Annotated in this window: 7 protein-coding genes; 2 read left to right on the top strand and 5 right to left on the bottom strand. The window is 42.8% G+C overall.

All coding sequences use genetic code 11. The features are described 5' to 3' along the window. Window positions 1–325: 325 nt before the first annotated feature. From AB9K32_RS01035 to AB9K32_RS01025, 3 genes are read right to left on the bottom strand one after another with little or no spacing between them, the layout of a single operon-like run. Window positions 326–2,275 carry an OmpA family protein gene (locus AB9K32_RS01035; RefSeq protein WP_369884100.1) on the bottom strand — a complete coding sequence of 650 codons (1,950 nt, stop codon included), beginning with the start codon at window positions 2,273–2,275 and terminating at the stop codon, window positions 326–328. Between the two features lie 11 nt (window positions 2,276–2,286). Further along, window positions 2,287–3,234, bottom strand: coding sequence for a type IX secretion system membrane protein PorP/SprF (locus tag AB9K32_RS01030; RefSeq protein WP_224837701.1), 948 nt, complete (start codon window positions 3,232–3,234; stop codon window positions 2,287–2,289). A 13-nt stretch (window positions 3,235–3,247) separates the two neighbouring features. Further along, window positions 3,248–6,460 carry a gliding motility-associated C-terminal domain-containing protein gene (locus tag AB9K32_RS01025; RefSeq protein WP_369884099.1) on the bottom strand — a complete coding sequence of 1,071 codons (3,213 nt, stop codon included), beginning with the start codon at window positions 6,458–6,460 and terminating at the stop codon, window positions 3,248–3,250. A 395-nt stretch (window positions 6,461–6,855) separates the two neighbouring features. Between AB9K32_RS01025 and AB9K32_RS01020 the strand changes: the two genes are divergently transcribed. Beyond that, window positions 6,856–8,445 carry a peptide chain release factor 3 gene (locus tag AB9K32_RS01020; RefSeq protein WP_224837699.1) on the top strand — a complete coding sequence of 530 codons (1,590 nt, stop codon included), beginning with the start codon at window positions 6,856–6,858 and terminating at the stop codon, window positions 8,443–8,445. A gap of 106 nt (window positions 8,446–8,551) precedes the next feature. Next, on the top strand, window positions 8,552–8,983 hold the full coding sequence (locus AB9K32_RS01015) for a hypothetical protein (RefSeq protein ID WP_369884098.1): 432 nt from the start codon (window positions 8,552–8,554) through the stop codon (window positions 8,981–8,983). Window positions 8,984–9,022: 39 nt separating this feature from the next. Here the strand turns inward: AB9K32_RS01015 and AB9K32_RS01010 are convergent, their stop codons facing one another. Continuing rightward, window positions 9,023–9,334: a DUF3467 domain-containing protein gene (locus AB9K32_RS01010; RefSeq protein ID WP_224837697.1), complete on the bottom strand. Its 312-nt coding sequence runs from the start codon at window positions 9,332–9,334 to the stop codon at window positions 9,023–9,025. Between the two features lie 56 nt (window positions 9,335–9,390). After that, on the bottom strand, window positions 9,391–13,689 hold the full coding sequence (rpoC, locus tag AB9K32_RS01005) for a DNA-directed RNA polymerase subunit beta' (protein ID WP_338196119.1): 4,299 nt from the start codon (window positions 13,687–13,689) through the stop codon (window positions 9,391–9,393). Window positions 13,690–13,722: the final 33 nt, after the last annotated feature.

The raw sequence follows: 13,722 nt of genomic DNA, 5'->3' as shown, positions 1-13,722 counted from the left end.
ATGGAACACACCTAATTTTAATCACCCAACAAAATTACCCAGACATATAGGGGTAGAAAATAATTGTTGTGAACGCATTAAATCCTACGGTCTAAGCCCTAATAATTGAGGTTAACCTTTTTTCTTTTTTATCATTTTTTTAAGACAGTTCGCCGATAAGCCCAATTATATCGACCAATGCCAAAAGTGAATTTCAATGAGATTCTGTTACGAATGTGCTTTGGCGGGAAAAACGGGACATTTATAGAAACCGAGCATAATACCCTATAAAAAAACGGCCCTTTTTAGTTGTAAAGGGCCGTTTTAATTTGTTTTGAATCAACGTCTACTCATAAATTATGAATTCCGACCTTCTATTGAGCTGATGTTGTTCCTCTGAACATTGTACTCCGTTGGCACAATTGTTCACCAATCGGGTTTCCCCGAATCCTTCTCCTTTCAATCTTTCTGAAGATATTCCTTTGGACATCATATAATCAACTGTTGATTGTGCTCTTTTTTGCGACAACCAAAGGTTATATGCGTCCACTCCTCTACTATCGGTGTGCGAGTTGACCTTTATTTTTAAGCTCGGGTATTTTTCCATAGCCACGATTACCTTTTGTATTTCTATTTCTGCGTCCGGCCTAATGTTATATTTGTTAAGATCAAAGTAAATCGTGCTCAATTGAAGTAGCTTTGCCAAATCATCCCCAAAACCTCCGGTAACCAAATCGCGTTCCAGATAAAAATCAACAATTTTCGGTTTTCCATCGGATATGGGTAAATACTCTTCGGCCGGAACATATCCGTCCCGAGAAGCCCGCACAAAATTGCCTTTGGAACAATCCAATTCCAAAATATAATTTCCGTTGGAATCCGTTATGGTAGAGGAAACCTCATTATTTTCCTCATCAATTATTTTTACCGTTGCCCCTGCCAACACTTCGTTGGAAATTCTATCTCGTACGGTCCCGGTAATTTCCTGAATACAATCCAACATTAGAGGTTCGTTCTCCACAAACTCATAAATATCATCGTCTCCCATTCCCCCATCACGGTTGGAAGAGAAATAACCAGTTTGGTCGCCCGGGTCGTATATGTATGAAAAATCGTCCTTGGGGGTGTTAATGGGTCTTCCCACATTGACCACCGGTTGTGTGTAATCGTTGTATGCGATCTTGGTCGCGAACACATCCAACCCACCTAATCCCTGATGTCCATCCGAAGAAAAATAGAGCACGCCATCAGTAGAAATAAAAGGAAATGTTTCCCTTGCCATGGTATTGATGTTACTCCCCAGGTTCTTGATCGGGCCATAGGTGCCATCACCGATAATCTCGGTAACGAAAATATCCGATTCTCCCAGACTTCCCGGCATGTCGGAAACAAAATAAAGTTTCTTGCCGTCGGGGCTTAACATCGGATGGGCCACGGAATATGAATCACTATTAAATGGAAGTTCTACAATATTCGTCCATATACCATCAATATTCTCGGCACTATAGATCTTTAGCCTTATAATTCCTTCTTCATCCTTTTTCTTTCTTCCATCGAAAAAATTATTTCGTGTAAAATACATCGTAGATCCATCTTTGGAAACTACCGAAGTGGATTCGTGCAGTCTGGTATTTACGTCTCCCCCCAACTTTACCACTTTATTGTTGGATATACTGTCGGCATTCACTTTGTAGAGATCCAAAAAGTCCCTGGCGTTCCAAGTATGGCGGTATCGCGCAAAATTACCTGTGTCGCGGTCAGAGGCAAATATGAGTCCTTCTTCGTAATACGCCGCTGCGAAATCGGAATACTTACTGTTATAAGGAAACTGTTTGACAGAATACCTTCCTGAATTCTTTTCAATTTTGGCCATGTAATCTTCGTCATAGTCTACCATGGACGATGTCATTTCCTTGAAACTGGCCATAATTTTTGCTGCATCGTCATATTCGCCTACGGACTTTAAGCTTTGTGCATATCGGAATACATCTTCCACCGACATCTGATCAGGGTATGTTGCCTTCAATTTTTTGTAGATTTCGGCCGCTTCTTGGTATTTAGCGTTGAAGTAATAAGAATTCCCCAGTTTCTTTAACAAATCTGCAGAGGTATAGCCTTTATCCAGCACTTTTTTATAGATATCTATGGCGGGACTAAAGGAATATTGATTGTAGCGTTCGTCCGCCTTTTCCATTATCCGAACCAGTTGTTTGTCGGGGATACTATCTTGCTGGGCCGACACTTTAACAATACCTCCGCAAACGATAATCAATAATGTGAGTAATCTTTTCAGCATTCCGGTCTAAATTAAAAGAATCTTGGTGATATGGTCCTTTGGAACGATTTTAACAATTCCAACCTTAAGAAAACTTCAAATGAACCATCGTTAAACTGCGTTCCGCCCAATTCCGTGGTCTCGCGATCATAGGCCAACCCTAGCATAATCTGGTCGGTAACCTGAAATCCTACCAGGCCACTTACTGCAGCATCCCAGCGATAAGCCGCTCCAAAACTGAACTTGTTGGCAAATAGGAAACTGGCGGAAAGATCTACTTGCAAAGGCGCACCTCCCACAGCTTTGGTAAGCAAAGCAGGCTTAAACTGCAGGTCGGCACCCAAATCGAACACATATCCGGTTATCAAATAAATATTCATTCGTTCTGCTGAGAGAAAGTTGATACCATCATCCGAATTATCGTTATCAAAATATTCGGATTCCAACACGTTAGGGGCAGAGACACCAGCATAAAACTTATCGGTATGATAGTAGATTCCCAATCCAAAGTTTGGAGTAAACCTATTATCTATATTGTTCTGGTTGACCACTTCTTGGTCAAAATTCCGCAACCCATTAAAGTCGAGGCTCAACATGTTTCCCCCTGCCTTTAACCCAAAGGATAATTTTGCATCCATGGAGACATCGATCGTATAGGAGACCACAGCATCCAAATAGGTTTCTTGGACCACCCCGTCGCCAATATTGTCGTTCACAATGGAAATCCCATATCCCAACCTACTGTTTCGTATGGGAGAATGCAAGTTCAAGGTAAAGGTTTCCGGTGCTCCATCCAGACCAACCCATTGCGAACGGTACAAACCGGCAAAACTTAATTGTCCTCTGGAACCGGCGTAGGCAGGGTTAACACTCAAAGTATTGTACATGTATTGGGTGTACTGTGCATCTTGTTGGGCCTTTGCGCCTGTAATGATCGCGCCAACAAACAACAATGCTATAAAAAAATGCTTCTTTATCATTCTATCAAAATAGTTACCTGCTTATATAAATGTATTCGGAATCCGTGAAACTTCCTTGGGCCGTTTCATAGTTAAAAATATAAAAATAAACCCCGGCCGGTAGGTAATCATTAACGCTAATAGCCGATTTACCTCGAACCCGTCCATCAAAAACATTGTTCACGTTATCGTAATTGGCACTTTCGAAAACTTGGGTTCCCCAACGGTTGAATATTTTCAATGTACTCGACTTTATGTACTCGACCCCTCGAATAAATAGGAAATCGTTCTTAAGGTCTCCATTTGGGGTCAACATTTGATTTACTTCGATTTCTTCTACAATCACCGTAACTATAGCAGTGTCGCAATTATTTCCGTTTGCAGCTTCGCAAATGGTATATTCTATGGTATATATTCCTACCGGTGTACCAGGGAACACCCTTATACTGCCATCTTCTTCGACAGACAATTCGTTTGTAGGTGTCGATGTGAGTATAACATCAGTAATTGAAACGGGATTGTCATTGAGGGTATCGTTGTCCAGAACATTACTATTTTCTATTGGTTCCCCGCCGATTCCAGCATTATAGGTATCGTCCACTGCATCAATTACATTTTCCATCCCTTCTATAATCTCAACGGTCACTGTTGCTGTATCACAATTATTGACATCCATCACATCGCAAATCGTGTATTCAATGGTATAGGTTCCCGCCTCGGTTCCGGGGACTACGCTGATGGTCCCGTCCGCATTGATGGTCAACTGGTCCGTTGGTGTGGAGGTCAACACCACATCTGCCAAGGAAACAGGTTCTCCATTATATGTATCGTTGGATAGCACATTGCTGTTCGGAATGGTCCCCCCATCTCCCGTTTCCGCCGTAAAGGTATCATCTACGGCATCAATAGTGTTACCCATACCTTCTGAAACTTCAACGGTCACCGTTGCTGTATCACAATTATTGACATCCATCACATCGCAAATCGTGTATTCAATGGTATAGGTTCCCGCTTCGGTTCCGGGGACTACGTTGATGGTCCCGTCCGCATTGATGGTCAACTGATCCGTTGGGGTGGAGGTCAACACAACATCTGCCAAGGAAACAGGTTCTCCATTGTATGTATCGTTGGATAGCACATTGCTGTTCGGAATGGCTCCCCCATCTCCCGTTTCTGCCGTAAAGGCATCATCTACGGCATCAATAGTGTTACCCATACCTTCTGAAACTTCAACGGTTACCGTTGCTGTATCACAATTGCCGGAATCGGCTACATCGCATATCGTGTATTCAATGGTATAGGTTCCCGCTTCGGTTCCGGGGACTACGTTGATCGTACCGTCCGCATTGATGGTCAGCTGGTCCGTTGGCGTGGAGGTCAGCACCACATCTTCCAAGGAAACAGGTTCTCCATTGTACGTATCGTTGGTTAGCACATTGCTGTTCGGAATGGTTCCCCCATCTCCCGTTTCCGCCGTAAATGTATCATCTACGGCATCCAGTACATTGCCCGGTCCTTGGAGCACCTCAACGGTAACCGTAGCGGTATCGCAATTGCCGGAATCGGCTACATCGCATATCGTGTATTCAATGGTATAGGTTCCCGCTTCGGTTCCGGGGACTACGCTGATGGTCCCGTCCGCATTGATGGTCAACTGGTCCGTTGGCGTGGAGGTCAGCACCACATCTTCCAAGGAAACAGGTTCTCCATTATATGTATCGTTGGATATCACATTGCTGTTCGGAATGGTTCCCCCATCTCCCGTTTCCGCCGTAAATGTATCATCTACGGCATCCAGAGCATTCGCTCCGATTTCTATATAAATCGTGGCAGTTGCGCACACACTTGGGTCGGGCAGTATGTTGCACACCTGATACACTATGGAAACGGTAGAATTTGATTCAGATGTTTCCGGTATATAGTTTACAAAACCAGTATCATTATTAAAAACAACTACTCCAACAGCGCTGCCTCCAATTCTTTCAATATTGGTAACACCGACATTGTTAGGTGCATTGTTGGGAAGAAAATCATCATTCTCCAAAATGTTTATTGCAACCTCAATAGTTGCGGGTGTCGAACCAAAATCGTCATTGGCATTTACCGTCAAAGGGTCAGGGTCCGTATCATTCGGGTTTCCGTCGCCATCACAATCAAGGGATTCCCAATTTGCAGATTGCGGCAGGGTAACGCTTTCTGGATTATAATCGCACGGATCTAAAGGATCCGTACCATCTTCCTTCTCATCGCCGTTGGTCACCCCATCACCATCACAATCGGCGTCTATCCAAGTAGAATCGGGGGTGACGGTTTGACTTTCCAGTTTAAAATCACAGGAATCCAAAGGATCAGTTCCATCTTCTATCTCGTCGCCGTTGGTAACCCCGTCGCCATCACAATCAGCATCCAGATAGTCCCCACTTTGTGGTAGGGTTACACTATCTGGGTTATATTCGCATGAATCCAATGGGTCTGTGCCATCTTCCTTCTCATCGCCGTTAGTGACCCCATCTCCATCACAATCCAAGTTCTTCCATTCTTGGGACGGTGCGCAATCCTGGTGCTCCAAAACAAAATCGCAAGAATCTAGTGGATCCGTACCGTCTTCTTTTTCCTGGCCATTACTTACCCCATCTCCATCACAATCCAACTTCTTCCATTCCTGGGACGGTGCGCAATCCTGGTGCTCCAAAACAAAATCGCAAGGATCTAGTGGATCTGTACCGTCTTCTTTTTCCCTACCATTGGTAACCCCATCGCCATCACAATCCAACTTCTTCCATTTGTAAGACGGCGAACAGTTCTGGTGTGCCAAAACAAAATCACAAGGATCTAAGGGATCGGTACCGTCATGCTTTTCCCTACCATTGGTAACCCCATCCCCATCGCAATCCATTTTTTTCCATTTGTCGGACGGTGCACAGTTCTGGTGAGCCAAAACAAAATCGCATGGGTCATTTGGGTCTGTACCATCTATGTTTTCTTGATCTGTGGTAACCCCATCGCCATCACAATCGCCGCTTCCGTAACAAAACGACAAAGGATTCCATAACGAAGTTCTCCGAAAATCAAATGTAAGGGATTGAGAGTTATAGCTATTTTCTAGATCGAGACCTAAGGGAGTTGTAAAATCATAAGTATTGGCTGCACTAAAATGTGATGCAAAGCCAAATACCACAAAGAACATCGTAAACACGAACTGTTTGTGTAGCGGGTTATTTAGTCTCACAAAAGTAATTTTGTCCATAAATGATAAGTTTTGGTCAACTATCACCATGGCAAAAAGTGGTTCTCGTAATTGTAAGAAAATTGGGGTTTTCTTGTTTGTTTTAATGTCACTGGTCCATTTGACACATCTCGACACAATTACGTCACATAGTTAAACTATTTGACTATCACCTCCTATTTTAATCGATAAAAGGCATGTTCATCAACATTATTGACTGGATTGTCGATTCACCAATGGTATATAACCCACACTTTAATGGTCAGTGCTATTAAAACGGCCGAAAAATACTTCACTTTTTCGTTTTGACCGGTTTAATTCGGTAATTTTTTTCCAATAATATTAACAATCGTGATTCGTTGCCAAAATTCGGGGCATAACAGATAAATCCACTATTTTTGCCGAAATTTTTGTTGATGGAATTTCAAAAGGAAATAGCGAAACGAAGAACCTTTGGTATCATTTCCCACCCGGATGCCGGTAAAACTACTTTGACCGAAAAATTACTTTTGTTCGGTGGTGCGATCCAAGAAGCGGGAGCCGTAAAAAGCAACAAAATAAAAAAGTCCGCTACGAGTGACTTTATGGAAATCGAAAGACAAAGGGGTATTTCGGTCGCTACTTCGGTTTTAGCGTTTATTTATAAGGACAAAAAGATAAATATCCTGGATACCCCAGGGCACAAAGATTTCGCCGAGGACACATTCCGGACCCTCACCGCGGTGGACAGCGTTATTGTTGTTATTGATGTGGCAAAAGGTGTGGAGGAGCAGACGGAAAAACTCGTCGAGGTCTGTCGTATGCGAAATATTCCAATGATCGTTTTCATCAACAAATTGGATCGTGAGGGAAAAGACGCTTTTGATCTCTTGGACGAAGTAGAACAAAAATTAGGTTTGTCCGTTACCCCTTTAAGCTTTCCGATAGGCATGGGATACGATTTCAAGGGAATCTACAACATCTACGAAAAAAACATTAATCTGTTTAGCGGCAATAGTAAAAAAAACATCGAGGAGACCATTGCTTTTGATAACCTCGACAATCCAGAGCTTGAAGAAATTATCGGGGCCAACGCAGCCGAAGAGTTACGCGGCAACTTGGAACTGGTAGATGGTGTTTACCCGGATTTTGACAAAGAAGCCTATCTTAAAGGTGAGTTGCAACCTGTTTTTTTTGGTTCTGCACTGAATAATTTTGGTGTACGTGAACTGTTGGATTGTTTTGTGGATATCGCTCCCTCTCCCAGACCAAAAAAGGCCGAGGAACGTTTGGTCAAGGCAGACGAAAAGGATTTCTCCGGATTTGTATTTAAAATACATGCCAACATGGACCCCAAGCACCGGGACAGATTGGCTTTTGTTAAGATTGTTTCAGGTACTTTTGAACGCAACACTCCCTATCTACACGTAAGACAAGGAAAAAAGCTAAAGTTCTCCAGCCCAAACGCATTCTTTGCAGAGAAAAAAGAGATTGTGGACATCTCTTATCCAGGGGATATTGTGGGGCTTCATGATACGGGCAACTTTAAGATAGGGGACACTTTGACCAGCGGTGAAGAACTGCACTACAAAGGCATTCCGAGCTTTTCTCCCGAGCATTTTAGATATATCAACAATGCAGACCCAATGAAGGCCAAGCAACTGTACAAGGGAATTGATCAATTAATGGATGAAGGTGTCGCCCAATTGTTCACCCTGGAAATGAACGGAAGGAAAGTTATTGGAACCGTTGGTGCTCTGCAATATGAAGTTATCCAATATCGATTGGAGCACGAGTACGGGGCCAAGTGTACCTATGAAAATTTTCCGGTCCATAAAGCATGCTGGGTAGAGGCAGAAGATGAAAACAATGAGGAGTTCCAAGAGTTCAAAAGGGTAAAGCAAAAGTTTTTGGCTACCGACAAAAGAGGGCAATTGGTGTTTTTGGCAGATTCCCCATTTTCGTTACAGATGACCCAACAAAAGTACCCTTCCGTAAAACTGCACTACACTTCAGAGTTTGAATAATCCTTTTTTTAACCAACGCATACAAGGTTGAAAACGAATTGATTATATAAGTTCATATTTCTTTTTTTTGTACATTGATTGGTATAACCAATTAATTAAGCAAACTATGACAACTACAGTAAAACCGCCTACTTGGTTCTGGGTGGTAAGCATTATCGCACTTTTATGGAATTTAATGGGTGTTTTCAACTATCTCAATCAAGCTTTTAACCAACAGGCTATCTTAGAAACTTTAGACCAAGCACAACGTGAAGCTTTCGAAGGCATACCGGCATGGGCCACGGCAGCATTTGCCCTTGCTGTATTCTCCGGAACTTCGGCCTGTATTGGACTACTGTTGCGTAAAAAATGGGCCCGGCCACTATTTATTCTTTCGCTATTGGCCGCAGTGGTTCAATTCATCCATTGGTTGTTTATCTCCAATGCCGTGGAAGCTTTTGGACCTTCTACATATGCCATGCCCGTAATTGTGATAATAATTGGGATTTACCTGATTTTATTCTCTAAAAAGGGAATTGAGAAAGGTTGGTTAACATAAAATCAATAAAAAAAGCCCCTTTTAAAAAAGGGGCTTTTTTTATGCTTCTCCAGTAGGGCCAAAATTCAATGGAATCGGAGGTTGCTCATAGTCCTGAATTGTTCCATGGGCACTTTCGAACCTATTTACATTTTCATTTAATGCCTTGAGCAGTTTTTTGGCATGTTGTGGCGTTAGGATTATTCTGCTTTTCACCTTTGCCTTGGGAGCGCCCGGCATCAAACTAATAAAGTCCACCACAAACTCTGATACTGAGTGGTTGATTATAGCCAGATTGGAATATGTTCCTTCCGCTGTTTTCTCATCCAACTCTATATTGATCTGTTTCTGATTCTTCTTTTCTTCAGCCATATCTGTTCTTATCTTAAAAAGAAAACCCCGACCTAAAGGCCAGGGTTTATTTTTATTTAGAATTTAAATTCCTCTTTTCGGGCCATGATCTCATCGTACTCCTCTTTGGAACCTACAATGATACTGTCATAATCCCTCATACCGGTACCGGCAGGAATCTTATGTCCTACAATTACATTTTCCTTCAATCCTTCCAAGGTATCCACTTTACCGCTAACCGCAGCTTCGTTCAATACTTTTGTAGTTTCTTGGAACGATGCCGCAGATATAAAGGATTTGGTCTGCAACGATGCTCTTGTGATACCTTGCAGGATCGGCGTTGCTGTTGCAGCAACTGCATCTCTTGCAACCACTAAGTTCTTGTCCTCTCTTCTAAGAATAGAGTTCTCGTCCCTTAGCTCACGTATGGTTAAGATCTGCCCTGGCTTCAATCTTTCGGAATCCCCGGCATCTTCCACAACCTTCTTACCGAAAATCTCATCATTTTCGTTGATAAAGTCGTCTTTGTGCACCAATTGATTCTCCAAGAAGATAGTATCACCTGGATCTTGGATCTTAACTTTACGCATCATTTGTCTTACAACAACCTCAAAGTGTTTGTCGTTGATTTTCACACCCTGTAAACGATATACCTCTTGTACCTCGTTCACCAAGTATTGCTGTACTGCGGATGGTCCTTTAATGGCCAAGATATCTTCCGGTGTAATGGAACCGTCGGACAATGGCATACCGGCACGTACGTAGTCGTTCTCCTGAACCAAAATCTGGTTGGACAATTTAACCAAGTACTTTTTGATATCACCTGTTTTGGATTCTATAATGATTTCGCGGTTACCTCGCTTGATCTTACCAAAGGATACTACACCATCAATTTCCGAAACAACTGCTGGATTGGATGGGTTACGGGCCTCGAAAAGCTCGGTCACCCTCGGAAGACCTCCGGTAATATCCCCTGCCTTAGCAGATTTACGTGGGATTTTCACCAAAATCTTACCTTCCTTCACCTTTTCGCCATCATCGATCATAAGGTGTGAACCAACCGGCAAGTTGTACGAACGCAATGTTTCTCCTTTACCATCCTTGATCAACAAGGTTGGAATAAGTTTTTTGTTCCTACTTTCGGAGATTACTTTTTCTTGGAAACCGGTCTGTTCATCGATTTCTACTTGGTAAGTAACCCCTTGCTCAATGTTTTCGTAGGCTATCTCTCCAGAGAATTCGGAAACAATAACACCGTTATATGGATCCCACTCGCAAATAACAGTTCCCTTTGCTATTTTCTCGCCATTTTTAATGTACAGCTGAGAACCATAAGGGATGTTGTTTGTACTTAAGGTAATTCCTGTTTTTGGATCAACAATCTTAACTTCGGATGTTCTGGAGATAACAATATTGGTTTTTCCACCTTCACTATTTTCTCCTTCTACCAACCTTAGGTCCTCGATTTCGGCAACACCATCAAATTTAGACTCCAATTTGTTGTCCTCGGAGATGTTACCTGCAATACCACCCACGTGGAAGGTACGCAACGTTAACTGTGTACCAGGCTCACCGATGGACTGAGCGGCAACAACACCTACGGCCTCACCCCTTTGTACCATTTTATTGGTAGCAAGGTTACGTCCATAACATTTGGCACATATACCTTGTGGCGCCTCGCACGTTAATGGTGATCTTACTTCTATCTTCTCGATCGGAGCTGCTTCTACCCTTTTAACATCGGCTTCATTGATCTCTTGACCTGCTCTTAGGACAAGCTCTTCGGTCAATGGGTTGTATACATCGTGTAAGGATACCCTACCTAGGATTCTCTCACCCAAAGTTTCAACAACTTCCTCATTTTTCTTCAAAGCTTCCACTTCGATACCTCTCAAGGTTCCACAATCTTCGCTATTAACGATAACATCCTGTGAAACATCCACCAAACGACGGGTCAAGTATCCAGCATCCGCAGTTTTCAAAGCGGTATCCGCAAGACCTTTACGTGCACCGTGGGTAGAGATAAAGTATTCCAAAATCGATAATCCTTCCTTAAAGTTGGAAAGAATCGGGTTTTCGATAATCTCTCCACCTCCTGCTGTAGATTTTTTAGGCTTGGCCATCAATCCACGCATACCGGTCAGCTGACGAATCTGCTCTTTGGAACCCCTCGCACCAGAATCCAACATCATATACACAGAGTTGAATCCTTGTTTGTCCTCACGAATTCGCTTCATGGCCAACTCGGTCAACATGGCGTTGGTAGAAGTCCAAACATCAATTACCTGGTTGTAACGTTCGTTGTTGGTAATAAGACCCATGTTATAGTTCATCATAATACCATCAACTTGTCCATTGGCCTCTTCGATCATATCCAATTTCTCGGCCGGGATGATAATATCTCCCAAACTGAAGGATAGACCACCTTTAAAGGCGAAATCGTATCCCATGGCCTTAATTTTATCCAAGAAATCCGCAGTAGTAGGCACATCGGTCACTGCAAGAATGTCCCCGATAATGTTTCTAAGGGCTTTCTTGTTCAATACCTGGTTGATGAATCCTGCTTGTTCCGGCACTTCTGTGTTGAACAATACACGACCTACCGTGGTTTCTATAATTTGATAGACCAACTCACCTTCTTTGTTAAAGTCCTTTGCCCTAACCTTGATTCCGGCGTTAAGCGATACTTTTTTCTCGTTGAAGGCAATCTCCACTTCTTCAGAAGAATAGAAGGTCAAACCTTCACCCAACACAGGCTCTTCCGGTGTGGATTTTTTATGCTTGGTCATATAATACAATCCCAAGACCATATCCTGAGATGGTACGGTAATCGGGGAACCGTTTGCTGGGTTAAGGATATTCTGTGAAGCCAACATCAATAATTGAGCTTCCAAAATGGCCTCTGGCCCCAATGGCAAGTGAACTGCCATTTGATCCCCATCAAAATCCGCGTTGAATGCGGTACATGCCAATGGGTGCAAACGAATAGCCTTACCTTCGATAAGTTTAGGCTGGAACGCTTGGATACCCAAACGGTGCAATGTGGGGGCACGGTTCAACAATACGGGGTGCCCTTTAAGGACGTTTTCAAGAATGTCCCAAACTACGGGCTCTTTCTTGTCTATAATCTTTTTAGCTGATTTAACCGTCTTTACGATACCTCTTTCTATCAACTTACGGATGATGAACGGCTTGTAAAGTTCGGCAGCCATATCTTTAGGAAGACCACATTCGTACAATTTCAATTCCGGTCCAACAACGATTACGGAACGAGCAGAGTAATCCACACGTTTACCCAAAAGGTTTTGACGGAAACGACCTTGCTTACCTTTCAATGAATCGGAAAGGGATTTCAATGGTCTATTTGATTCCGTTTTTACCGCAGATGCTTTCCTTGTGTTATCGAAAAGGGAATCCACTGCTTCTTGAAGCATTCGCTTTTCGTTCCTCAAGATTACTTCTGGCGCCTTGATCTCCATCAAACGCTTCAATCGGTTGTTTCGGATAATTACCCTACGGTACAAATCGTTCAAATCTGATGTGGCAAAACGACCACCATCCAACGGTACCAACGGACGCAATTCCGGCGGAATCACAGGAATCACTTTCATGATCATCCATTCAGGGTTGTTCTCCCTGTTGTTTTGTGATTCACGTAATGCCTCGACTACCTGAAGACGTTTCAATGCTTCGGTCTTACGTTGTTTTGATGTTTCGGTGTTCGCCTTGTGACGTAGTTCGTACGACAATTGTTCCAAATCTATTCTGGACAAAATGTCAATCAAACATTCGGCACCCATTTTGGCAATGAACTTATTGGGATCGGTATCCTCCAAGTATTGGTTCTCGGTAGGAATGGATTCCAAAATGTTCAAGTATTCCTCTTCGGTCAAGAAATCCATTTTGTGGATTTCCTCACCTTCTGGACCTTTGGCAATACCAGGCTGGATAACCACATACCTTTCGTAGTATATGATCATATCCAACTTTTTGGAAGGCAATCCCAAAAGATATCCTATTTTGTTTGGCAGTGAACGGAAGTACCAGATATGCGCTACGGGAACCACAAGATTAATGTGCCCCACGCGATCTCTACGTACTTTTTTCTCCGTTACTTCAACACCACAACGGTCACAAACGATTCCACGGTAACGGATTCTTTTGTACTTACCACAGGCACATTCATAATCCTTAACGGGACCGAAAATACGCTCGCAGAACAATCCATCACGCTCTGGTTTGTGCGTTCTATAGTTAATGGTTTCGGGCTTCAACACCTCTCCACGGGACTCTGCCAAGATTGACTCTGGAGAGGCCAATCCGATGGAAATTTTGTTGAACCTTTTTTGTGCGTTATTATCTTTTATTCTAGCCATAACAATATGGTGATGATATAGTTAATGTAATAT

Source organism: Allomuricauda sp. XS_ASV26 (genome assembly GCF_041224615.1).
Taxonomy (GTDB): domain Bacteria; phylum Bacteroidota; class Bacteroidia; order Flavobacteriales; family Flavobacteriaceae; genus Flagellimonas; species Flagellimonas alginolytica.
This window is presented reverse-complemented; position numbering and strand designations above follow the sequence as displayed.

Excerpts from the sequence above, each read along its gene's own strand:
- AB9K32_RS01010 (WP_224837697.1), bottom strand. The coding sequence starts at position 9,334 with ATGGCTGAAGAAAAGAAGAATCAGAAACAGATCAATATAGAGTTGGAT.
- rpoC (WP_338196119.1), bottom strand. The coding sequence starts at position 13,689 with ATGGCTAGAATAAAAGATAATAACGCACAAAAAAGGTTCAACAAAATT.
- AB9K32_RS01030 (WP_224837701.1), bottom strand. The coding sequence starts at position 3,234 with ATGATAAAGAAGCATTTTTTTATAGCATTGTTGTTTGTTGGCGCGATC.
- AB9K32_RS01035 (WP_369884100.1), bottom strand. The coding sequence starts at position 2,275 with ATGCTGAAAAGATTACTCACATTATTGATTATCGTTTGCGGAGGTATT.
- AB9K32_RS01025 (WP_369884099.1), bottom strand. The coding sequence starts at position 6,460 with ATGGACAAAATTACTTTTGTGAGACTAAATAACCCGCTACACAAACAG.
- AB9K32_RS01015 (WP_369884098.1), top strand. The coding sequence starts at position 8,552 with ATGACAACTACAGTAAAACCGCCTACTTGGTTCTGGGTGGTAAGCATT.
- AB9K32_RS01020 (WP_224837699.1), top strand. The coding sequence starts at position 6,856 with ATGGAATTTCAAAAGGAAATAGCGAAACGAAGAACCTTTGGTATCATT.